General features: G+C 76.7%; 2 protein-coding genes. Both read right to left on the bottom strand.

Going from position 1 to position 25,516, the window contains the following annotated elements; all coding sequences use genetic code 11:
- Positions 1-41 precede the first annotated feature (41 nt).
- On the bottom strand, positions 42-14,159 hold the full coding sequence (locus ACLQ2W_RS21070) for a type I polyketide synthase (RefSeq protein WP_425787888.1): 14,118 nt from the start codon (positions 14,157-14,159) through the stop codon (positions 42-44).
- Entirely contained in the window at positions 14,156-25,489 is an 11,334-nt protein-coding gene (locus ACLQ2W_RS21065) for a type I polyketide synthase (RefSeq protein ID WP_425788480.1), read from the bottom strand. Before ACLQ2W_RS21065 ends, ACLQ2W_RS21070 begins: the two co-directional genes overlap by 4 nt.
- Between the last annotated feature and the right edge of the window lie 27 nt (positions 25,490-25,516).

Raw genomic sequence — 25,516 nt, 5'->3', positions numbered from 1 at the left:
CCGCCCATTCCCTGTGTTGCCCCGAGCCGGCAGTGGTCACGTCAGGACACCCCCAGCTCGCGGTCGATGAAGTCGAAGACCTCGTCCGGGGTGGCGTCCTGGAGCTTGCCGGCGACGCCGTCGCCGTCCGCCGGGGCGTCCACCTCGTTGAGCGAGGCCAGCAGCGTCCGGAGCCGTTCGGTGATCCGCAGCCGCGCGCCCCGGTCGGGGGCGGCGCCGGACAGCGCCGCCTCCAGCCGCTCCAGTTCGCCGAAGACCGGCGCGGCGGCGGCCACTCCCCCGTCCACGACGGCGGCGCGGACGTAGTCGGCGAGCAGCGCGGCGGTCGGGTAGTCGAACACCACCGTGGCGGGCAGCCGGACGCCGGTGGCGGCGGTGAGCCGGTTGCGCAGCTCCACCGCGGTCAGCGAGTCGAAGCCGAGGTCCCGGAACGCCCGGTCGGGTTCGACGGCGGCGTCCGAGGCGTGTCCGAGCACCGCCGCCGCCTGGCCCCGGACGAGGTCGAGCAGCGTCTTGCGGCGTTCCGCCTCGCTCTGCCCGGCGAGCAGGGCGGCGAGCGACTCGGCGGTGGGGCCGGCGTCGTCGGCGCGCTCGGCGGTGGCGCGGAGCGCCTCCGGGATGCCGGTGAGCAGCGGGCTGGGCCGGACCGCGGTGAAACCGGGCACGTACCGGGCCCAGTCGATGCCGGCGACCACGGTGACCGGTTCGCGGCGGGCGAGGCAGCCGGCGAGCGCGGCGAGCGCGAGGTCGCTGTCGAGCCGGGCGACGCCGCTGCGCCGCCGGCGTTCGGCCACGGCGGGGTCGGCGTCGGCCATGCCGCCGGTGGCCCAGGGTCCCCAGGCGACGGAGGTGGCCGGCAGGCCCCGCCGGTGCCGCTGCTCGGCCAACGCGTCGAGGTAGGCGTTCGCGGCGGCGTAGCTGCCCTGCCCGGCGACGCCGAGCTGGCCGGGCAGCGCGGAGAACAGCACGAAGGCGCGCAGGTCCTTCTCGGCGGTCAGCTCGTGCAGGTGCAGCGCGCCGAGCACCTTGGGTCGCAGCACGTCGGCGATCCGGTCGGCGGTGAGGCCGTCGAGGACCCCGTCGTCGAGGATGCCGGCGGTGTGCACGACACCGGTCAGCGGCGCGTCGGCGGGCACCTCGTCGAGGAGCTTGGCGAGCGCGGCCCGGTCGGCCACGTCGCAGGCGGCGACCGTGACCCGGGCACCCCGGTCGGTGAGGTCCCGGACCAGGTCGGCGGCGCCGGGCGCGTCGGCGCCGCGGCGGCTGACCAGCATCAGGTGCGTCGCGCCCCGGTCGGCGAGCCAGCGGGCCACCTGCCCGCCGAGCGCGCCGGTGCCGCCGGTGACCAGCGTGGTGCCGGCGTGGTCGGGTGCGGGGTCGACGCCGCCGCCGGGCGCCCGGACGAGCCGGCGGACCAGCAGCGTGACGCCGTCGACGGCGAGCTGGTCCTCCCCGTCGGGGCCGGTGAGCGCGGCGCAGAGCAGGTCCCAGCCGTGGTCGTCGAGCGTGGCCGGCACGTCGACCAGGCCGCCCCAGCGTTCCGGGTGTTCCAGCGCGACGACCCGGCCGAGACCCCAGAGCAGGGCCTGTTCGGGCCGGCCGGCGCCGCCGTCGCGGGTGGTGCCGGCGGCGCCCCGGGTGACGCACCACAGCGGCGCGGCCACGTCGAGGTCCCCGAGCGCCTGGATCAGCGCCAGCGAGCGGGCCAGGAACGGCGGCACCGGCTCGGTGGCGTCGACCGGGCCGTCGGCGAGCGCGAGCAGGGAGAGCACCCGGTCGGCCGGGTCGGGGCCGGCGGCGGTGAGCCGGGCGGCGACGGCGGCGCGGTCGGTGTCGTCGGCGGGCAGCAGCACGAGCCGGGCGTCCGCGCCGCGCCGGGTCAGTTCGGCCACCGCCGTCTCCGCCTCGGTGGTGCCGGCCTCGTCGGCGACGACCCACCAGACGCCGGTGAGGTAGCCGACCGGAATTCCGCCGTACGGCTGCCAGACGGCGCGGTAGCGCAGGTCGTCGAGCGTGGACCGGTCGCGTTGCCGGCGGCGCCAGTCGGCGAGCAGCGGCAGGGCCGCCCCGAGGCGGTCGAGGGATTCGGCGGCGTCGGCGGCGGTGAGGTCGGCGAGCGCCGCGAGGTCCTCGTTGTCGACGGCGGCCCAGAAGGCGGCGTCGGCGCCGGTCGGGCTCTCCCCGGCGGCGGGCGCGTCGAGGCTGGCGCGGGGCCAGTAGCGGGCCCGGTCGAACGCGTAGGTGGGCAGCGCGACGGTGTCCGTGCCGGCGAGCACGCTGGTCAGGTCGACGGGCAGGCCGACGCTGTACGCGGTGGCCAGGTTGGTCAGCAGCCGGGTCGGGTCGTCCTCACCCCGCCGCAGCGTGGACAACGTGTGCCCGGCGGTGCCGAGGTCGTCCAGGATCGCCGTCACCGGCATGGTCAGCACCGGATGCGGACTGATCTCCACGAACGTCGTGTGACCCGCCCCGACCGCCGTACGCACGGCGGTGTCGAACCGGACGGTCTGCCGCAGGTTGTCGTACCAGTAGTCGGCCGTCATCGTCGCCGGGTCCACCCACTCCCCGGTCAACGTGGACACCAGCCGGGTGTGACCGGGCTGCGGCGTCACGCCGGCCAGGTCGGTGCGGAGCTGCTGCGCGACGTCCTCCACAGCGGCGGAGTGCGAGGCGTAGTCGACCGGGATCAGCCGGGCCCGGATGCCGTCGGCCTGACACGACTCGACCAGATCCGCGACCGCCTGCGGCGGACCCGACACCACCACCGTCGCCGGGCCGTTGACCGCCGCCACCCCGACACCGGCGAAGCCACCCAGCCGGGCGGTCACCTCGTCGGCGGACAGGTCGACCGACGCCATCGTGCCGGTGCCGCGCAACGCGGACAGCGCCCGGGACCGCAACGCCACCGTCTTCGCCGCGTCGTCCAGGGACAGGATCCCCGCCACACACGCGGCGCCGATCTCACCCTGCGAGTGACCGACCACCGCCTGCGGCACGACCCCGACGTGCCGCCACACGGCAGCCAGGGCGACACCCACCGCCCACAGCACCGGCTGCACCACCTCGACCCGGTCCAACCACGACTCGTCGTCACCGGTCAACACCGACACCAGATCGACGTCGAGGTAAGGAGAGAGGGCCACCTGACACTCGGCCAACGCCGCGTCGAACGGCACGCACCGACCGACCAGACCCGCCGCCATCCGCGCCGACTGCGCGCCCTGACCCGGGAACACGAACACCGGACCGGCACCGTGCCCGGCGACCGCGCCGGCCACCAGGTTGCCGGCGGGCGCGCCGGACGCGAGCGCGTCCAGACCGGACAGCAGTTCCTCGGCCGACGAGCCGAGCACCACGGCCCGCTGGTCGAACGCCGACCGGGTGGTGGCCAGCGACCAGGCCACCACGGCGGGGTCGGCCGGGTCGGCGCGCAGGTGCCGGGACAGCCGCTGGGCCTGCCGGGCGAGCCCGTCGCGGGTCCGCGCCGACACCGGCCAGGCGGTGACGGCGGCGTCCAGCAGGCCGGGCCGGACGGCGTCCGCCTCGGTGGACGGCTCGTCGGGCAGTTCGAGGATGACGTGCGCGTTGGTGCCGGAGATGCCGAACGAGGACACCGCCGCCCGACGGCCGGACCCGCTGCCCGGCCAGGGCCGGTTCTCGGTGACCAGCTCCACCGCGCCGGCCGACCAGTCGATGTGTGGCGAGGGCGCGTCCACGTGCAACGTCATCGGGACCACCCCGGCCCGCATGGCCAGGATCATCTTGATCACGCCGGCGACGCCGGCGGCGGCCTGGGTGTGGCCGATGTTCGACTTCACCGAGCCGAGCAGCAGCGGTTCGACGTCGGCGCGGCCCTGCCCGTAGGTGGCGATGAGCGCCTGCGCCTCGATCGGGTCACCCAGCGTGGTGCCGGTGCCGTGCGCCTCCACCACGTCCACGTCGGCCGGGGACAGCCGCGCGGCGGCCAGCGCCGCCCGGATCACCCGCTGCTGCGACGGGCCGTTCGGGGCCGTCAGCCCGTTGGACGCGCCGTCCTGGTTGACCGCGCTGCCACGCAGCACGGCGAGCACCGGATGCCCGTTGCGGCGGGCGTCGGAGAGCCGTTCGACCAGGAGCATCCCCACGCCCTCCCCCCATCCGGTGCCGTCGGCGGCGGCGGCGAACGCCTTGCACCGCCCGTCGGCGGCGAGGCCGCGCTGGCGGGAGAACTCGACGAACAGCCCCGGGGTCGACATGACGGTCACGCCACCGGCGAGCGCCAGGTCGCACTCGCCGCGTTGCAGCGCGGCCGCCGCCAGGTGCAGCGCGACCAGCGACGACGAACACGCCGTGTCCACCGAGACCGCAGGTCCTTCCAACCCCAACACGTACGCCACCCGCCCCGAGACCACGCTCGCCGCGTTCCCGGTGCTCGCGAACCCTTCGACCTCGTCCGCGGACACCATCAACAGGGCCCCATAGTCCTGTCCGTTCGTGCCGACGAACACCCCTGTTCGTGAACCCCGCAAACCACCCGGGTCAACCCCTGCCCGCTCGATGGCCTCCCACGACGTCTCCAGCAGCAGGCGCTGCTGCGGGTCCATGGCCACGGCCTCACGCGGTGAGATGCCGAAGAACCCGGCGTCGAAGTCGGCCACGTCGTAGAGGAACGCGCCGGTGCGGACGTAGGAGGTGCCGGCGGAGTAGGGGTCGGGGTCGTAGAGCCGGTCGACGTCCCAGCCGCGGTCGCCGGGCAGGTCCGAGACGGCGTCCCGGCCGGCGTGCAGCAACTGCCAGAACCGCTCCGGGTCGGTGACGCCGCCCGGGAACCGGCAGGACATGGCGACGACCGCGATCGGCTCGTCGTCGGCCAGCGGCGCGGGGCCGGCGACCGCCTCGGCCTCGGCGCCGCCGCCCAGCTCCTCGTCGAGGTGGCGGGCCAGCACGGTGGCGGTCGGGTAGTCGAAGACCAGCGTGACCGGCAGGCGCAGCCCGGTGGCGGTGCCGAGCCGGTTGCGCAGCTCGACCGCGGTGACCGAGTCGAAGCCGAGGTCCCGGAACGCGTGGTGCGGGTCGACGGCCTGGCCGCCGTCGTACTTCAGGACCGTGGCCGCCTGGTCGCGGACCAGGTCGAGCAGCGCCTGCCGGCGCTGCGCGGACGCCATCCGGGCGAACGCGCCGACCGGCTCGACCTCGGTGGTCTCCTCCGGTTCCCGTTCGGCGGCGAGCCGCCGCACCTCGGGGATCTCGGCGATCAGCGGGGCCGGGCGGGTGGCGGTGAGCGCGACCCGGAACCGGTCCCAGGCGATGTTGGAGATGGTCAGGAACGTCTCGTCGTGGGCGAGCGCCTGGTGCAGCGCGGCGATCGCGAGCCGGGGCGACATCTCGGGCGCGCCGTGCCGGTGCAGCATCCGGCCGAACTCGCCGTCGGCCATGCCGCCGCCGCCCCAGGCGCCCCAGGCGATGGAGGTGGCCGGCAGGCCGAGGTCGCGGCGGTGTTCGGCGAGCGCGTTGAGGTAGGCGTTGCCGGGGGCGTAGTTGCCGACGCCGGAGCTGCCGACCGTGCCGGCCATCGCGGAGAACAGCACGAACGCGTCGAGGTCGAGGTCGCGGGTCAGCTCGTGCAGGTTGACCGCGGCGGTGACCTTGGCGGCGAGCGCGTGGTCGAGCTGGTCGAGGGTGAGCGCGCCGATCACCGCGTCGTCGAGCACGGCGGCGGTGTGCACGACGGTGCGGAGGGGATGCTCGGCGGGCACGTCGGCCAGCACGGCGGCGAGCGCGTCCCGGTCGGCGGCGTCGCAGGCCGCCACCGTGACCCGGGTGCCCGACGCGGTCAGCTCGGCCTCCAGCGCGGCGACGCCGTCGCCGGACCGGCCGCGCCGGCTCAGCAGCACCAGGTGGTCGACGCCGTTGGCGGCGAGCCAGCGGGCCACGTGCCCGCCGAGCGCGCCGGTGCCGCCGGTGACCAGCGCGGTGCCGGTGGGGCGCCAGTCGCGCGGGGCGGGGGTGTCGCCGAGCGGGGCGCGCCGCAGCCGCCGCCCGTACGCGCCGGTGGGGCGCAGCGCGACCTGGTCCTCCCCGTCGGCGCCGGCGAGGACGCGGGCGAGCCGGACGGCGCTGCGGTCGTCAGGGCTGTCGGGCAGGTCGATCAGGCCGCCCCAGCGGTCCGGGTGTTCCAGCGCGGCGATCCGGCCGAAGCCCCAGGCGAGCTGCTGCGTCGGGTGGGTCAGCGGGTCGCCGGGGCCGGTGGCGACCGCGCCCCGGGTGAGCGTCCACAGCGGCGCGCGGACGCCGGCGTCGCCGAGCGCCTGGGTGAGCGTGACGGTGCCGGCGAACCCGGCCGGCACGTGCGGGTGGCCGGGCAGCGGCGTCTCGTCGAGCGGCAGGAGCGACACCACACCGGCGGGCGGCGTGTCCCGGTGCGTGTCGCGCAGCCGGTCGGTGAGCGCGTCCCGGTCGGGCGCGCCGGTCAGCGCGATCTCGACGACGGTGGCGCCGTGCCGACGCAACGCGTCCGCGACGAAGCCGACCGCGGCGTCGGCGGGGGCATCCGCGTCGGCCCCGGCGGCGGTGACCAGCCACCAGGCGCCGGTGAGGGTCGGCGCGGCCGAGCCGTCGGGGGCGACCGGAAGCCACCCGTCGCGGTAGCGCCATGAGTCGATGGTGGCCTGGTCGCGGTGGCGGCGACGCCAGGCGGCGAGCGCGGGCAGCAGCGCGGTGAGGGCGTCCTCGGACACCTCGGCGACGTCGGCCAGCTCGGCGCCGACCACGGCCGGGTCCTCGGTCTCGACGGCCGCCCAGAACCGGGCGTCGACCTCGTCCACCTCGACCGTGCCGGCCGTGGTCCCGGTGGTCGCGGCGGCGGCCGGGCGCGGCCAGTAGAGCTGCCGCTGGAACGGGTACGTGGGCAGGTCGAGCCGGCGGGTGGGGCGGCCGGCGAACGCGGGCCGCCAGTCGACGGCGGCGCCACCGGCGTACACCTCGGCGACCGCGCGGTGGAAGCGGGCCAGGCCGCCCTCGTCGCGGCGCAGCGTGCCGGTCACGGTGACCGCGGCCGGGTCGGCGGCGGCCGACTCGACGCTCTCCTGCATCGCCATGGTGAGCACCGGGTGCGCGCTGACCTCGACGAACGTCTGGTGGCCGGTGGCGGCGAGGTCGCGGACGGCGGCGTCGAAGCCGACCGTCTGCCGCAGGTTGCGGTACCAGTAGTCGGCGTCCAGGCCGGCGGTGTCCGTCCACTCGCCGGTCACGGTGGACCGGAACCGGATCTCGCCGGTACGCGGGCGCAGGCCGGCGAGCAGCTCGCGCAGCCGCTCGCGCAGCGGTTCGACGTGCGCCGAGTGGGAGGCGTAGTCCACCGGCACCCGGCGCACCCGCACGTCCCGCCCCTGGTAGTGGGCGACCAGCTCGTCGAGCGCGGCGGAGTCGCCGGAGACCACCACGGCGGTCGGGCCGTTGATCGCGGCGAGCGAGACCCGGCCGTCCCAGCGGCTGATCGTCGCGGTGACCTCGTCGGCGGTGGTGGCGACCGAGACCATGCCGCCGTCACCGGCGATGCCGGCGATGATCCGGCTGCGCAGCGCCACCACGGCGGCGGCGTCGTCCAGGCTGAGCCCACCGGCGACGTACGCGGCGGCGATCTCGCCCTGGGAGTGGCCGACCACGGCCGACGGGTGGACGCCGTAGGAGCGCCACAGCGCGGCCAGGGACACGCCGACCGCGAACAGCGCCGGCTGCACCACGTCCACCCGCTCCAGCGACGGCGCGCCGGGCACGCCGCGCACCACGTCGGTCAACGACCAGTCGACGTGCGGGCGCAGCGCCGCCGCGCAGGCGGCGAACGTCTCGGCGAACACCGGGGCGGTGTCGAGCAGCTCGGCGGCCATGCCGGTCCACTGCGAACCCTGACCGGGGAAGACGAAGACCACGTCGCCCGGCGTACCGGGGGCGCGGGTCACGGAGTCCGGCGCGGGACGGCCGTCGGCGAGCGCGCCCAGCGCGGCGGTCAGGTCGTCGCGGCCGGCGGCGAGCACCACCGCGCGGTGCTCGTGGGCGCTGCGGGTGGTGGCCAGCGACCAGGCCAGGTCGGGCAGCGCGGCGTCCGGCACGGCGTCGAGGTGCGCCCGCAGGTCGCGGGCGCGGGCGGCGAGCGCGGCGGCGCTCCGCCCGGACAGCGCCCAGGGCAGCTCCCCGGCCGGCGCGGCGTCGTCGTCCGACGCGGTCTCCTCCGGCGGCGCCTGCTCCAGGATGGTGTGCACGTTGGTGCCGCTGATGCCGAACGAGGAGACGCCGGCCCGGCGGGGCCGGTCGCCGTCCGGCCAGGGGCGGGCCTCGGTGAGCAGCGCGACCGTGCCGGCGGACCAGTCGACGTGCGGGGTGGGCTCGTCGACGTGCAGGGTGGGCGGCAGCACGCCGTGGCGCAGCGCCAGCACCATCTTGATCACGCCGGCCACACCGGCGGCGGCCTGGGTGTGGCCCAGGTTCGACTTGACCGAGCCGAGCCAGAGCGGCCGGTCGGCGTCGCGGGCCTGACCGTAGGTGGCGATCAGCGCCTGCGCCTCGATCGGGTCGCCGAGCGTGGTGCCGGTGCCGTGCGCCTCGACGGCGTCGACCTGGTCGGGGGCGAGCCCGGCGTTCGCCAGGGCCTGCCGGATGACCCGCTGCTGGGCCGGCCCGTTGGGGGCGGTGAGCCCGTTGGACGCGCCGTCGGAGTTGACCGCGCTGCCGCGTACCACGGCGAGGACCGGGTTGCCGTCGCGGCGGGCGTCGGAGAGCCGCTGGAGCACCAGCAGGCCGACGCCCTCACCCCAGCCGGTGCCGTCGGCGGCGCCCGCGAACGGCTTGCACCGGCCGTCGGCGGCCAGGCCGCGCTGCCGGGAGAAACCGACGAAGATGCCGGGCGTGGCCATCACCGTGGCGCCGCCGGCGAGCGCGAGGTCGCACTCCCCCGCCTGCAACGCCTGCGCGGCGAGGTGCAGCGCGACAAGCGACGCCGAGCAGGCGGTGTCGACAGTGACAGCCGGGCCGTGCAACCCGAAGGTGTACGCGAGCCGGCCGGAGATGACGCTGGCGGAGACGCCGGTGGCGAGGTAGTTCTCGTCGCCGTCCCCGGAGGCCAGCAGCAGCGAGCCGTAGTCCTGTCCGTTGGTGCCGACGTAGACGCCGGTGCGGCTGCCGCGCAGCGCGGCCGGGTCGAACCGGGCCCGTTCGAACGCCTCCCAGCTCGCCTCCAGCAGCAACCGCTGCTGCGGGTCCATGGCCAGCGCCTCACGGGGGCTGATGCCGAAGAACGCCGGGTCGAACTCGCCGGCGGAGTCGACGAAGCCGCCCTCCCGCACGTAGCTGGTGCCGAGGTGCTCGGGGTCGGGGTGGTACAGCTCGGCGACGTTCCAGCCGCGTTCCTCGGGCATCGGCGAGAGCGCGTCGGTGCCACCGGCGACCAGGTCCCAGAGCTGCTCGGGGCTGGCCACACCGCCGGGGAAGCGGCAGCTCATCGCCACGATGGCGACGGGTTCGCGGTGCCTGTCGACGTCGGCGGCGACGACCGCGCCGCCGGTGTGGTCGTCGGCCCGGCCGTGCAGGTGAGCGGCGAGTTCGGCGACCGTGGGGTGGTCGAAGACCAGCGTGGCGGGCAACGTCATGCCGGTCTCGGCGGCGAGCCGGTTGCGCAGCTCGACCGCGGTGAGCGAGTCGAAGCCCAGGTCGCGGAACGTGCGATCGGGCAGCGGCCGGCCGGCCGGGTGGCCGAGCACCAGCGCGGCCTGGGTGCGGACCAGTTCGGTGAGCTGCGGCAGGGACCGGCCGACCACCACCGCCGGGGCGACCACGGCGGGTCCGGTGGGCACGCCGGGCAGGCCGGCGAGCAGCGGTGCGGGCCGGCCGCGTACGGCGGCGAGGCGTCCCCAGTCGACGTCGGCGACGGTGACGGCCGGCGCGGCGGCGCCGACGATCCGGCCCAGCGCGGCGGCGGCCGGCTCGGCCGGCAGCGGGTTGACGCCGCCCCGGGTCAGCCGCGCGGTCAGCTCGGCGCTGGCGGCGGCCATGCCGTCGGCGGACCAGGCGCCCCAGGCGATCGCGGTGGCCGGCAGCCCGAGGTCGCGGCGCCAGGCGGCGAACGCGTCCAGGAAGGCGTTGGCCGCCGCGTAGTTGCCCTGCCCGGCGCTGCCGATCACGCCGGCCAGCGAGGAGAACAACACGAACGCGTCGAGCCGGCGGTCGGCGGTGGCGTCGTGCAGCACCCGGGCGGCGCGGACCTTGCCGTCCAGCACGGCCGCCAGGCGGGTCAGGTCGAGGCCGTCGAGGATGCCGTCGTCGACGACGCCGGCGGTGTGCACCACGGCGGTCAGCGCGGGCAGGTCGGCGACCAGCGCGGTGACGGCGGCGGGGTCGGTGACGTCGCAGCGCACCACCCGGGCGCCGGGCAGCTCGGCGGCCAGGTCGGCGGCGCCGGGCGCGTCGGGGCCGCGCCGGGACGCGAGCACCACCTCGGTCGCGCCGGCGGCGAGCAGCCAGCGGGTGACCTGCCGGCCGAGCGCGCCGGTGCCGCCGGTGACCAGCACCGTGCCGGTCGGCCGCCAGCCGGGGCCGGCGGGGACGGCGGCGGGGACGAGCCGGCGGCCGAACGTGCCGTGCGGCCGGACGGCCACCTCGTCGTGGCCGCCGTCGGCGAGCACCGCGCGCAGCGCGTCGGCGTCGACCCGCTCCGGCGTGGCGTCGGCGGGCAGGTCGACGAGGCCGCCCCAGCGGTCGGGTTGTTCCAGCGCGACCGTCCGGCCGAGGCCCCAGGCCGCCGCCGCGTACGGGTCGGTGAGCGGTTCGCCGCCGCCCACCGAGACGGCGCCCCGGGTGACGCACCAGAGCCGGCCGGCCCGGCCGGTGTCGGCGAGCGCCTGCACCAGCGTGAGCAGCAGCGCGGTCCCGGCCGGCACGGCGGGCGCGTCGGGTCGCGGCGCGTCCGGGCCGGGCAGCACGCAGAGCACGCCCCGCCAGCCCGCCTCGTCGTGGCCGCGCAGCAGGTCGGCCAGGTCGCCACGGTCGGTGTCGGCGGGCACGGTGAGCACGTCGACGTCGGCGCCGGCCACCGCGAGCGGCGCCGCCCAGGGCGCCGGGTCGTCGACGGCGACGACCAGCCAGCGGCCGGTCAGCGTCGGGGCGGGCGCGGGACGGACCGCCTCCCACTCGACCCGGTACGACCAGCCGTCGAGCACCGCGTCGCGCTGCCGGGCACGCCGCCACGACGACAGCACCGGCACGGCCGGGCCGAGCGCGGCCACCGCGTCCGGGTCGTCCTGGACGGCCAGTTCGGACGCCACGGCCGGCAGGTCGCCGCGTTCCACGGCGGCCCAGAATCCGCCGTCCGCGCTGTCCGGGCGGGTGTCCGGCCGGACCGTGCCGTCACCGGCCCAGTAGCGCTCCCGCTGGAACGCGTACGTGGGCAGGTCGACCCGGTGGGCGCCGGTACCGGCGAACCAGTCGGTCCAGGTGACCGGGTGGCCGTGCACGTGCAGCTCGGCCAGCGCGGCCAGCAGCGCCTCGACCTCGGGACGGTCGCCGCGTTGCGCGGCGACGGCACGGACCGGCTCGCCGGGCAGGATGTCGGCGGTCAGCGGGGTGAGCACGGCGCGGGGGCCGAGTTCCAGGAACGTGTCGGCGCCGGCGGCGCGCAGCGCGTGCACGCCGTCGGCGTGGCGGACCGCCTCCCGGACGTGCCGCACCCAGTAGTCGGCGGTGCGGATCTCGTCCGGGTCGGCCAGCTCGCCTGTCACGTTGGACACCACCGGCAGCGTCGGCGCGGCGAACGTCAGCCGCTCCAGCACCGCCCGGAAGCGCGCCAGCACCGGCTCCATCAGCGGGCTGTGGAACGCGTGGCTGACGGTCAGCCGGCGGGTGCGGACGCCCCGGTCCCGCCAGAGCCCCGCCAGCCGGTCCACGGCGTCCGCCGTGCCGGAGAGCACCACGGCGGCCGGGCCGTTGACGGCGGCGACGTCGACCGGCTCGTCCGGGTCGGTCAGCGTGGCGCGGACGTCGGCCTCGGGCGCGGCCACGGCGAGCATCGCGCCGCCGGCCGGCAGCGCCTGCATGAGCCGGCCCCGCGCGGCGACCAGCGCGGCGGCGTGCTCCAGCGTCAGCACGCCGGCCACGTGCGCGGCGGTGACCTCGCCGATGGAGTGGCCGCCGACCAGGTCGGGCGTCAGCCCGAACGACTCGACGAGGCGGAACAGCGCCACCTCGACCGCGAACAGGCCGGCCTGGGTGAACTGGGTCTGGTCCAGCAGGTCGCCGTCGTCGAACAGCACCTCCTTCAACGGCCGGGGCAGCGCCCGGTTCAGATAGGAGCACACCTCGTCGAGCGCGGCGGCGAACACCGGGAACTGCGCGTACAGCTCGCGGCCCATGCCGGCGCGCTGCGCGCCCTGCCCGGAGAAGAGCACCGCGAGCTGGCCGCGGGGCGTGCCGGTTCCGGTGTGCACGGTGCCGGCCGGCTCGCCGGCGGCGAGCGCGCGCAACGCGGCGAGCAGGTCGTCCGGGCCGGCGGCGGCGACCACCGCCCGGTGGTCGAGCACGGACCGGGACACCACCGAGGCGTACGCGACGTCGAGCGGGCGCGTGTCGGGTGCGGCGGCGAGCCAGGCCGCCCAGCGACCGGCCTGGGCGGCGAGCGCGTCGGCGGACCGGGCGGAGAGCAGCACCGGCGCCACCGGCCGGGTGGTCGGGGTCGCGGTCGGCTCGTCCTCGGCCGGTTCCGGCTCGGGCGCCTGCTCGATGATGGTGTGCGCGTTGGTGCCGGAGACGCCGAACGAGGACACCGCGGCGCGGCGCGGCCGGTCGGTGGCCGGCCACGGCATCGCCTCGGTGGCGAGCGTGACCGCGCCGGCGGTCCAGTCGATGTGCGGCGAGGGCGCGTCGACGTGCAGCGTGGGCGGGACGACGCCGTGCCGGACGGCCAGCACCATCTTGATCACGCCGGCCACCCCGGCGGCGGCCTGGGTGTGGCCCAGGTTCGACTTCACGGAGCCGAGCAGCAGCGGCGTCTCCCGGTCCTGCCCGTACGTGGCGAGCAGCGCCTGCGCCTCGATCGGGTCACCGAGCGTGGTGCCGGTGCCGTGCGCCTCCACCACGTCGACCTGCTCGGGGGTGAGCCGGGCGTTGGCCAGCGCCTGCCGGATGACGCGCACCTGGGACGGGCCGTGCGGGGCGCTCAGCCCGTTGGACGCGCCGTCCTGGTTGACCGCGCTGCCCCGGATCACCGCGAGCACCGGGTAGCCGTGCTTCTGCGCGTCGGAGAGGCGGGCCAGCAGCAGCATGCCGACGCCCTCGGACCAGCCGGTGCCGTCGGCGGCGGCGGCGAACGGCTTGCACCGGCCGTCGGCGGCCAGGCCGCGCTGGCGGCTGAAGCCGACGAACACCGCCGGGGTGGGCATCACGGTGACGCCGCCGGCCAGCGCCAGTTCGCAGTCGCCGTTGCGCAGGCCCTGCACGGCCAGGTGGATCGCCACCGACGACGAGGAGCAGGCGGTGTCGATGGTGACCGCCGGCCCTTCCAGGCCGAGCGTGTACGCGATCCGGCCGGAGACGATGCTCGTCGAGTTGCCGGTGAGCGAGTGGCCCTCGGCGTCCTGCCCGGCCTGGGCGAGGATCGCGTCGTAGCCGTGCGCGGCGGCGCCGACGAACACGCCGGTGCGGCTGCCCCGCACCGCCGGCAGCGGCAGCCCGGCCCGTTCGAACGCCTCCCAGCTCGCCTCCAGCAGCAGCCGCTGCTGCGGGTCCATGGCGACCGCCTCGCGGGGGCTGATGCCGAACAGGTCGGCGTCGAAGTCCCCGGCGTCGTAGACGAAGCCGCCCTCCCGCACGTAGCTGGTGCCCGGGTGGTCCGGGTCGCTGTGGAACAGCCGGTCGAGGTCCCAGCCCCGGTCGGCGGGGAACGGGCCGATCCCGTCGCGGCCGTCGCGGACCAGCTCCCAGAGCTGCTCGGGCGAGCCGACGCCGCCCGGGTAGCGGCAGGTCATCGCCACCACCGCGACCGGCTCGGTGTCACGGGCCTCCAACGCCCGCAGCCGCCGCCGGGTGCGCCGCAGCTCCGAGGTCGTACGCTTCAGGTACTCGACGTACTTCTCGTCCTCGCTGTTCACCGTGGTCCTACCCTCACTCGGCGTACCGATGTCGTCGCGGCCGGCGGTCAAGACGTCTCCAGCTCGCGGTCGATCAGGTCGAAGATGTTCTCGGTGGTGGCCGACTCCAGGTCGCCGTCGTCGGCGGTCGTCTCCCGCGCGGTCAACCGGTCCAGCAGGCTGTGCAGCCGCTCGGTGATGCCGCGGAACGCCTCGTCGTCCGGGTCGAGCCCGGCCAGCGCCGCCTCCAGCCGGTCGAGGTCCCGGCCGACACCGCCGGAGGCGTCGGTCGCGCCGTCGGGCACGGCGATCCGGGTGGCCAGGTGGGCGGCGAGCGCGGCCGGCGTCGGGTTGTCGAAGACCAGCGTGGCCGGCAGCCGCAGCCCGGTGGCCGCGCCGAGCCGGTTGCGCAGCTCGACCGCGGTGAGCGAGTCGAAACCGAGTTCCCGGAACGCGCGGTCCGGTTCCACCCCGGCCGGGTCGCCGACGCCGAGCACCACGGCGACGTGCGCCAGCACCAGGTCCCGCAGCGCCCGTTCGCGTTTCTCGCCGGACAGGCCGCGCAGCGTCTCCGCGTACGCCGGACCGCCGGCCGCCTCGGTGACCGCGCCGCGGCGCGTGCCGACGCGGACCAGCGCGGTGAGCAGCGGGTGGACCGGGCCGCCGGTGCCCTGCGTGCTGATCTTCGCGGGCATCAGCGTGGGTCGTTCGGAACGCCAGGTGGCGTCGAACAACGCCAGCGCCTCGTGGTCGGTGAGCGCCACCAGGCCGCTGCGTTCCAGCCGCCGCCGGTCGACCGCGCCCAGGTGGCCGGTGATCCCGCTGGCGGTGGCCCACAGGCCCCAGACCAGGGAGACCGCCGGCAGGCCGGACGCGCGCCGGTGCTCGGCGAGGGCGTCGAGGAACGCGTTGCCGGCCGCGTAGTTGCCCTGGCCCGGACCGCCCATCAGGCCGGCGGCGGCGGAGTAGAGCACGAACGCGGTCAGCTCGTGGTCGCGGGTGGCGCGGTGCAGGTTCCAGGCCGCGTCGACCTTGGGGCGCAGCACCGCGGCGAGCCGCTCCGGGGTGAGCTTCTCGACGGTGGCGTCGTCGACGACGCCGGCGGTGTGCACCACGGCGCGCAGCGGGTGCCGCTTGTCCACCAGGGACAGCACGTCGTCGACCGCCTCCGGGTCGGCCAGGTCGGCGGCGACGAGCTGCACCTCCGCGCCGCCGGCCTTGAGGTCGGCGAGCAGCTCGTCGGCGCCCTCGGCGTCCGGGCCGCGCCGGCTGACCAGCAGCAGGTGCCGGGCGCCGTGTGCGGCGACCAGGTGCCGGCAGAGCAGCGCGCCGAGCGTGCCGGTGGCGCCGGAGACCAGGACGGTGCCGTCGAGCCGGGGCGTCGGCGGGATGGTCAGCGTGAGCTTGCCGACGTGCCGGGCCTGGCTGAGGAAGCGGAACGCCTCGGGCGCGCGCCGGACGTCCCAGGTGCGGCGCGGCAGCGGGCGCAGCGTGCCGGCGGCGAACAACGCCATCAGCTCCGCCAGCATCCGCCCGACGACGGCCGGGCCGGCCGCCATCAGGTCGAAGCCCTGATAGCTGACGCCGGGGTGGTCGGCGGCGACCCGGGCCGGATCACGCGGGTCGGTCTTGCCCATCTCGACGAACCGGCCGCCGCTGTCGAGCATCCGCAGCGACGCGTCCACGTACGCGCCGGCGAGCGAGTTGAGCACCACGTCGACGCCCAGCCCGGCGCGGCGGGCCCGGAACTCGTCGACGAAGTCCAGGGAGCGGGAGGAGGCGATGTGCGCGTCGTCGAGGCCGGTGGCGCGCAGCACCGGCCACTTGCCGGGACTGGCCGTGCCGTAGACCTCGGCGCCGAGGTGCCGGGCGATCTGCACGGCGGCCATGCCGACGCCGCCGGTGGCGGCGTGCACCAGCACCGACTCGCCGGCGGTGAGCCGGCCCAGCTCGACCAGCCCGTACCAGGCGGTCAGGAAGACCACCGGCACGCCGGCCGCCTCCGCGTACGACCAGCCGTCCGGGATGCGGGTGACCATGCGGTGGTCGGTGACCGCGACGGTGGCGAACGAGCCGGCGAAGATGCCCATCACCCGGTCGCCGGGCTTCAGGTCGGTGACGCCCGGGCCGACCTCGCGGACCACGCCGGCGCCCTCGCTGCCGAGCACCTCCTGGCCGGGGACCATGCCGAGCGCCAGCACCACGTCCCGGAAGTTGAGGCCGGACGCGCGCATCTCGACCGCGACGTGCCCGGCCGGCACCGCGCCGGCCTCGACCGGCACCGGCAGCAACGCCAGGTTCTCCAGCGTGCCCTTCTCGGTGACGTCGAGCCGCCACGGCTGCCGGTCGCCGGGTGGCGTCAGCACGCCGGTGTCCCGGGCCCGGGCCAGTCGGGGGGTAAGGGCAGCGCCGTCGCGGAGCGCGAGCTGCGGTTCGCCGGACGCGAGCGCGGCGGGCACCGCGTCGAGCGTGGCGGCGGCGTCGTCCAGGTCGAGCAGCGTGAACCGGCCGGGGTGTTCGGACTGGGCGGAGCGGACCAGCCCCCACACCGCGGCGCGGGCCGGGTCGCGGGGGGCCTCGCCCGGCGCGGCGGCGACCGCGCCCCGGGTGGCGAGCACCAGGCGGGCGGCCTCCAGGCGGGGTTCGGTCAGCCACCGGTGCACCAGCGCGAGCGTGTCGCGGGCGGCGGAGTGGGCGTCCGCGTCCACCCGCTCCGGGTCCGGGCCGGGGCCGCCGCGCAGGTCGACCACGATCTCCGGTACGTCGTCGTCGCCGTCCACGGCGGCGAGCAGCGCGTCCAGGTCGGGGTGGACGGTCACCCGGTGACCGGCTCCGGTCAGCGCTCCGGCCAGCCCGGCGGGGTCGCCGCCGGGCGCGCCGACCTGATCGCCGCCGACCGGGTCGGCGAGGCCGGCGCCGGCCGGGTCGGTGCGGTCGTCGGTGAGCAGCGCCCAGCGGGTCGGGGCCGGGGTGTCGGTGGCCGGTAGCGGCGTCCAGTCCAGGTGGAACACGGCGGTGCGGCGCAGCGCGGCGGCGGCGTCGTCCTGGCCGGCGGCGACCGGGCGGAACGTCAGCGACCCGACGGTGGCGACCGGTCGGCCGGCCGGGTCGGCGAGCGTGACGGCGACCGTGTCCGGGCCGAGCGAGCGGATCGTCACCCGCAGCCGGGTGGCCCCGTGGGCGTGCAGCGTGACCGCGCGGAGCGTGAACGGCAGCCAGCCGCTGCCGGCCTCGGCGGGCGTGCCGAGCAGCGCGGTGGGGCCGGTGGCGTGCAGGGCCGCGTCGAACAGCGCCGGGTGCAGGCCGAACCGGGACGCGTCGGCGGCCTGCGCCTCGGGCAGCGCCACCTCGGCGTACACCTCGTCGCCGTGCCGCCAGACGCGGTGCAGGCAGCGGAACGCGGGCCCGTAGGTGAGGCCGGCCTCGGCGGTGCGGGCGTACCAGGCGTCCAGGTCCGCGTCGACCTCGACGGCGCCGGCCGGCGGCCACTCCCCCGGCCCGGGTTCGGGTTCGGAAAGCTGCGGCAGCAGCAGACCCTCGGCGTGCCGGGTCCAGTCGGCGTCGCCGTCGTCGGCGGGACGGGAGTGCAGCGTGACGGCCCGTTCGCCGGCGTCGCCGGGCGCGCCGACGCGTACCTGCACCTGGACGGCGCCGGTGGCGGGCAGCACGAGCGGGCTGATCAGCGTGAGGTCGCCGACCTGACCGGCGTCGACCTCGTCGCCGGCCCGGATCACCATGTCGGCGAGCGCGGTGCCGGGGACGACGACGGTCCGGCCGACGACGTGGTCGGCGAGCCACGGGTGGGTACGCGTGGACAGCCGTCCGGTGAGCACCACGGTCCGGTCGTCGGCGACCGGCAGCGCGGCGCTGAGCAGCGGGTGCCCGGCGTCCTGGAGGCCGGCGGAGGCGACGTCGTGGGTGGGTCGGGCGGTGGTGGTGAGCCAGTACCGCTTCCGGTCGAACGCGTACGTGGGCAGGTCGACGGTGGTCGCGGGGGCGAGGACGCGGGTCAGGTCGACGGGCAGGCCGAGGGTGTGCGCGACCGCGAGGCTGGTCAGCAGCCGGGTCGGATCGTCGTCACCCCGGCGCAGCGTGGACAACGTGTGCCCCGCCGTGTCGGCGTCGTCGAGGATCGCGGTCACCGGCATGCTCAACACCGGATGCGCCGACACCTCCACGAACGTGCGATGCCCAGCCCCGAGCGCGGTCCGCACCGCCTGCTCGAACCGCACCGGCTGCCGCAGATTCGTGTACCAGTAGTCGCCGTCCATGCTCTCGGGGTCGGCCCAGTCCCCGGTCACCGTCGACACCATCCGGACCTGACCCGGCTGCGGGTCCAGCCCCGCCAGGTCGGTGAGCATCCGCTCGCGGATCTGCTCCACGGCCGGGTTGTGGGAGGCGTAGTTGAACGGCACCGGCTTCGCCCGCACCCCCTCGCCCTCCCAGCGCTGACGCAGCTCGGCGAGCGTCTCGGGCGGCCCGGACACCACCACATGCCCCGGCCCGTTGAGCACCGCCACCACCGTGCCCGCGACACCCTCGATCCGCGCCTGCACCTCATCGGCGGGCAGGTCCACCGCCAACATCCCGCCGGAACCCGCGAGAGTGGACAGGGCCCGCGCCCGCAGGATCACCGCCTTCGCCGCGTCGTCGAGCGACAACACCCCGGCCACACAGGCGGCGGCCATCTCGCCCTGCGAATGACCGATCACCAACGACGGCTCAACCCCGGCGGCCCGCCACACCTCGGCCAGACACACACCGACCGCGAACAGGACCGGCTGCAAGACCTCGACCCGGTCCAGCCAGGCGTCGTCGTCACCGGTCAACACCGACACGAGATCCACGTCCAGGAACGGCGCGAACGCCCGCTGACACTCGGCAAGACGCGCGTCGAACGGCGCACACCGGCCCACCAGACCGGCCGCCATCCGCACCGACTGACCACCCTGACCCGGAAACACGAACACCGGACCCGGACCGTGCTCGACGACCGAACCCGACACCACGTTTCCCGTCGGGGCGCCCGACGCGAGCGCGTCCAGCGCCGTCAGCAGCTCGTCGCCGGTGGCGCCGACCACGGCGGCGCGGTGCTCGAACGTCGAGCGGGTGGTGGCGAGGGACCAGGCCACCGCCGCCGGGTCGAGCTGCCCGCCGGCGCGCAGGTGGGCGGCGAGCCGGGCGGCCTGCGCGGCGACGCCGGCCCGGGTACGGGCCGACACCGGCCACAGCCGGACGTCGGCGTCCACCAGGCCCGGGGCGGCGGGCGCCGGCCGCGCGTCGGGCTCGTCGGCCTGTTCGATGACGACGTGGGCGTTGGTGCCGGAGATGCCGAACGACGACACCGCCGCCCGACGCGGCCGGTCCACCGCCGGCCACTCCCGTGCCTCGGTCACCAGCTCCACCGCGCCGGCCGACCAGTCGATGTGCGGCGACGGCTCGTCCACGTGCAGCGTCGGCGGCACCACGCCGTGCCGCATCGCGAGGATCATCTTGATGATCCCGGCGACGCCGGCCGCGGCCTGGGTGTGCCCGATGTTCGACTTGATCGACCCGAGCAGCAGCGGCTCGGCCCGGTCCTGCCCGTACGTGGCGAGCAGCGCCTGCGCCTCGATCGGGTCACCCAGCGTGGTGCCGGTGCCGTGCGCCTCCACCACGTCCACGTCCGACGTGGACAGTCCCGCGTCCGCCAACGCCGCCCGGATGACCCGCTGCTGCGACGGGCCGTTCGGCGCGGTCAGGCCGTTCGACGCGCCGTCCTGGTTGATCGCGCTGCCGCGCACCACGGCGAGCACCGGGTGACCGTTGCGGCGGGCCTCGGAGAGCCGTTCCAGCAGCAGCACGCCGACGCCCTCGCCCCAGCCGGTGCCGTCGGCGCCGGCGGCGAACGCCTTGACCCGGCCGTCGGCGGCCAGTCCACGCTGGCGGGAGAACTCGACGAACAGTCCGGGTGTCGCCATCACTGTCACGCCGCCGGTGAGCGCCAGGTCGCACTCGCCGCGGCGCAGCGCCTGCACGGCCAGGTGGAACGCGACGAGCGACGACGAGCAGCCGGTGTCCACTGACACGGCCGGTCCTTCCAGGCCCAGCGCGTACGACACCCGGCCGGACACCACGCTTGCCGCGTTGTCGGTGCCGCCGAAGCTCTCGTCCGGGGCGACCAGCACCAACGCGCGGTAGTCCTGCCCGTTGGTGCCGGCGAACACGCCGGTCCGGGAGCCGCGCAGCGATTCCGGCACCACGCCGGCCCGCTCGATCGCCTCCCAGCTCGCCTCCAGCAGCAGCCGCTGCTGCGGGTCCATGGCGGCGGCCTCGCGCGGCGAGATACCGAAGAACACCGGGTCGAAGTGGCCGGCGTCGGCCACGAACGCGCCCTGGTCGGTGTAGGTGGTGCCGGCCGACGCCGCCGCCGGGTCGACGAGCGTGTCCGGGTCCCAACCCCGGTCGGTGGGGAAGTCGCCGACCGTGTCCACGCCGTCGGCGACGATCCGCCACAACGCGTCCGGGTCGCTGACCCCGCCGGGGAAGCGGCAGGCCATCGCCACCACGGCCACCGGCTCCTCGCCGGACGCGACGGTGGTGACCGGGGTCCCGGCGGGCGCCGGATCGGCGCCGAGCAGCGTGTCCCGCAGCAGCCGGGCCAGCGCCACCGGCGTGGGATGGTCGAAGACAAGCGTGGTGGGCAGCGGCTGGCCGGTGGCGGTGACCAGCCGGTTGCGCAGCTCCACCGCGGTCAGCGAGTCGAAGCCGAGGTCCCGGAACGCGGTGGTGGCCGGAATCGCGGCGGCGTCGGCGTGGCCGAGCACGTCGGCGGCGAGTTCCCGGACCAGGTCGGCCAGCGCCTCCTCGCGGCGGGCGGGGTCCAGGCCGGCGAGCCGGGCCCGCAGCGTCGCCGCCGGTCCGTCGTCGGCGTCGCCGTCGGCCGGCGCGCCGCCGTCGAGCGCGGCCTTCGCCTCCGGTACGCCCTCCAGCAGCGGCCGACGCCGGGCGGACGCGTACGCGGGCGCGAACCGGGACCAGTCCACGTCGGCGACCGTGAGCGTCACGTCGTCGTGGTCGAGGGCCTGCCGCAGCGCGCTCATCGCGACGTCGGCGTCCATCGGCGGTACGCCCCGGCGGCGCAGCGCCCGGTCGGAGTCGGCCACGTGCATGCCGCCCTCGCCCCACGAACCCCAGGCGATGGCGGTGCCGGCCAGCCCGTCGGCGCGTCGCCGCTGCGCCAGCGTGTCCAGGTAGGCGTTGCCGGCCGCGTAGCCGGCCTGCCCGGCGCTGCCCCAGGTGGCGGCGATGGACGAGTAGACGACGAACGCGTCCAGCTCGTCGTCGGCGAGCAGGTCGTGCAGGTGGGCCGCGCCGGCCACCTTGCCGGCGGTCACCTCGGCCAGCTCGGCGGCGGTGACGGCGTCCAGCGGGGTGGTCTGCGGCAGGCCGGCGGTGTGCAGGACGGCGCGGATCGGTGGACCCTCGGCGCGCAGCCGGTCGACAAGCGCGGCGACGGCGGCCCGGTCGGCGAGGTCGCAGGCGGCGACCGTGACGCGGGCGCCCCGCTCGCGCAGCTCGGCGGCCAGCTCGGCCGCACCGGGCGCGTCCGGGCCGCGCCGGCTGACCAGCACCACGTGTGCGGTGCCGGCGTCGGCGAGCCAGCGGGCGGCGCGCGCGCCGAGCCCGCCGGTGCCGCCGGTGACCAGCACGGTTCCGGTGGGCGTGAAGTGGCGTACCGGGGGGCGGTCGCCGATCGGCGCGCGGACCAGGCGGCGGCGCAGGACGCCGGGGCCGCGCACGGCGAGCTGGTCCTCGCCGGCCGGCTCGGCGAGCAGTGCGGCGAGCCGGCCGGCGGCGCGCGCGTCGGGCTCGGCGGGCAGGTCGACGAGGCCGCCCCAGCGGTGCGGGGCCTCCACGCCGGCCACCCGGCCCAGCCCCCAGACCGCGCCCTGGGCCGGGTCGGTGCCCCGGTCGTACGCGGTGGCGGCCACCGCGTTGCGGGTCACCAGCCACAGCGGCGCGGCCAGGCCGGTGTCGCCGAGCGCCTGGGTGAGCGCGAGCGTGGCGGCCAGGCCGGGCAGGAGCGGGTCCGGGTCGATGCCGGGTGCCCAGGACAGCAGCGAGACCACCCCGCCGACGTCGACGCGGCCGTCGCGGCCGGCGTCGGCGTCGGCGTCGGTGAGGTCGACATCCGTGGCGTCGGCATCCGTGGCGTCGGCATCCGTGGCGTCGGCATCCGTGGCGTCGACCCGCGCGGCGTCGGTGAGCGCGGCGGCGAGCGCGGGCCGGTCGGCGTCGGGTGCCACGGTCAGCGGGCGCACGTCGGCGCCGGCGGCGGTGAGCGCGGCGCGGACGGCGGCCACCGCCGGGTCGTCATCGAGGCCGGTCGGCACCGCCAGCAGCCAGGTGCCGCCGAGCGCGGCGGTGGCCGGTTCGGGCGCGGCCTGCCACTCGATCCGGTAGCGCCAGCCGTCGAGCTGGTCGTGCTGTTGCTGCCGGCGTCGCCAGCCGGCGAGCACGGGCAGCAGCGTCCGCAGCGACTCGGCCGCCTCGGCGTCGTCGACGGCCAGGGTGTCGCGCAGCGCGTCCAGGTCGGCGCGGTCGACGGCGTCCCAGAACCGGTGGTCGAGCAGGGCGGCGCCGGCGGCCGGGACGGCCGGCTCGTCGGCGGGCACCCAGTAGTGCTGCCGCTGGAACGGGTAGGTGGGCAGGTCGACCAGGCGACCGGGCCGGCCGGCGAACGCGGGCTGCCAGTCCACCGTCGTGCCGGCGACGTGCAGCGCCGCGACGGACCGGTGGAACCGGTCCAGGCCGCCCTCGTCCCGGCGCAGCGTGCCGGTGACGGTGGCGGCGTCCGGACCGCCGGCGGCCTCGGCGCTGTCCTGCACCGCCATGGTGAGCACCGGGTGCGCGCTGACCTCGACGAACGTGCGGTAGCCGGCGTCGACGAGGCGGCGGACCGCGTCGTCGAAGTGGACCGTCTGGCGCAGGTTGCGGTACCAGTAGTCGGCGTCGAGGCCGGCGGTGTCCAGCCAGTCGCCGGTGACGGTGGAGCGGAACCGGACCGTGCCACTGCGCGGGGTCACCTCGGCGAGCCGGGCCAGGAGCTGGTCGCGGAGTGGCTCGACGTGCGCGGAGTGCGAGGCGTAGTCCACCGGCACCCGGCGTACCCGGACGTCCCGGGCCTCGTAGTGGGCGACCAGCTCGTCCAGCGCGGCGACGTCGCCGGAGACCACCACCGCGGTCGGGCCGTTGACCGCCGCGAGGGAGATCCGCCCGGCCCAGCGGGTGATCGTCTCGGTCGCCTCGTCGGCGGTGGTCGCCACGGACACCATGCCGCCGTCGCCGGCCAGCTCCGCGATGACCCGGCTGCGCAGCGCCACCACGGCGGCGGCGTCGTCCAGGGTCAGGCCGCCGGCGACGTACGCGGCGGCGATCTCGCCCTGCGAGTGGCCGATCACCGCGGACGGCTGCACGCCGTAGGACTGCCACAGCGCGGCCAGGGACACGCCGACCGCGAACAGCGCCGGCTGCACCACGTCCACCCGGTCCAGCGACGGCGCGTCCGGCGCGCCGCGCAGCACGTCGAGCAGCGACCAGTCGACGTACGGGCGCAGCGCCTCGGCGCAGGCGGTGAGCTTCGCCGCGAACACCGGCGCGGTGTCGAGCAGCCCGGCGGCCATGCCGATCCACTGCGAGCCCTGGCCGGGGAAGACGAACGCGACCTCGCCGGGCTGGCCGGCGGCGCCGGTGACCAGCGGCGGGGCGGACCGGTCGTCGGCGAGCGCGTCCAGCGCGGCGGTCAGCTCGTCCCGGTCGGCGGCGAGCACCACGGCGCGGTGCTCCAGCGGCGAGCGGGACACCACCGACGTCCAGGCCACGTCGGCGGGCGCGAGGCCCGGCTCGGCGGCGAGCCGCCGGGACCAGCGTTCGGCCTGCTGGCGCAGCGCGGTACGGGTGCGGCCGGTGAGCAGCACCGGTCCGGTCCGGTCGGCCGGCGTGGCCGGGGCCGCCGGTTCCTCGGCGGGTTGTTCCAGCACGATGTGGGTGTTGGTGCCGCTCATGCCGAACGAGGAGACGGCGGCCCGGCGGGGCCGGTCCACGGCCGGCCACGGCGTCGGCTCGGTGACCAGCCGGACCGCGCCGGCGGTCCAGTCGACGTGCGGGGTGGGTTCGTCGACGTGCAGCGTGGCCGGGACGATCCCGTGCCGCATGGCGTGGATCATCTTGATGATCCCGGCGATGCCGGCGGCGGCCTGCGCGTGCCCGAGGTTCGACTTGATCGAGCCGAGCAGCAGCGGCCGGTCGGCGGGCCGGTCCTGCCCGTACGTGGCGAGCAGCGCCTGCGCCTCGATCGGGTCACCCAGCGTGGTGCCGGTGCCGTGCGCCTCCACCACGTCGACCAGGTCGGGGGTGAGCTTCGCGCCGGCCAGCGCGGCCCGGATGACGCGCTGCTGGGACGGGCCGTTGGGGGCGGTGAGGCCGTTGCTCGCGCCGTCCTGGTTGACCGCCGAGCTGCGGATGACGGCCAGCACCGGGTGGCCGTTGCGGCGGGCGTCGCTGAGCCGTTCCAGCAGCAGCACGCCGACGCCCTCGGCCCAGCCGGTGCCGTCGGCGGCGGCGGCGAACGACTTGCACCGGCCGTCGGCGGCCAGCCCGCGCTGCCGGGAGAACTCCACGAACGGGCCGGGCGTGGCCATCACGGTGGCGCCGCCGGCCACCGCGAGCCCGCACTCGCGTTCCCGCAGCGCCTGACAGGCGAGGTGCACCGCGACGGACGAGGACGAGCAGGCGGTGTCCACCGTGATCGCCGGGCCCTCCAGCCCGAACGTGTAGGCGAGCCGGCCGGAGACCACGCTGGCGGCGGTGCCGGTGAGCACGTACCCCTCGGCGTTCGGCGCGCGGTGCAGCACGGCGGCGTAGTCCTGGCCGGACGTGCCGACGAAGACGCCGGTGCGGCTGCCGCGCAGCGACAGCGGGGCCAGGCCGGCGCGTTCGAACAGCTCCCAGGTGACCTCCAGCAGCAGCCGCTGCTGCGGGTCCATGGCGACCGCCTCGCGGGGCGAGACGCCGAACAGCGCGGCGTCGAACTGCCCGGCGTCGGCCAGGAAGCCGCCGGCCGCGGTGTAGGAGGTGCCGGCGTTCTCCGGGTCGGGGTGGTGCAGCAGGTCGAGGTTCCAGCCCCGGTCGGCGGGGAAGTCGCCGATGGCGTCGCCGCCGTCCGCGACGAACCGCCACAGCTCCTCCGGCGAGCTGATCCCGCCGGGGTAGCGGCAGCTCATCGCCACCACCGCCACCGGCTCGGACTCCTCGGCGGTGACCTCGCGCAGCCGCTGGCGGGTCTGGTGCAACTCGGTGACGACCCGGGTCAGATACTCCCGGAGCCGTGCCTCGTCCCCGGCCGGTCCGGTGGTGCCCACTGCCGTGTCCGCCATGGTCGATTCCGC

The sequence above is a fragment of the Micromonospora sp. DT227 genome, from assembly GCF_049841835.1.
Classification (GTDB): Bacteria; Actinomycetota; Actinomycetes; order Mycobacteriales; family Micromonosporaceae; genus Micromonospora.
Note: the sequence above shows the minus strand (reverse complement) of the source record. Positions and strands in the feature narration are given on the sequence as shown.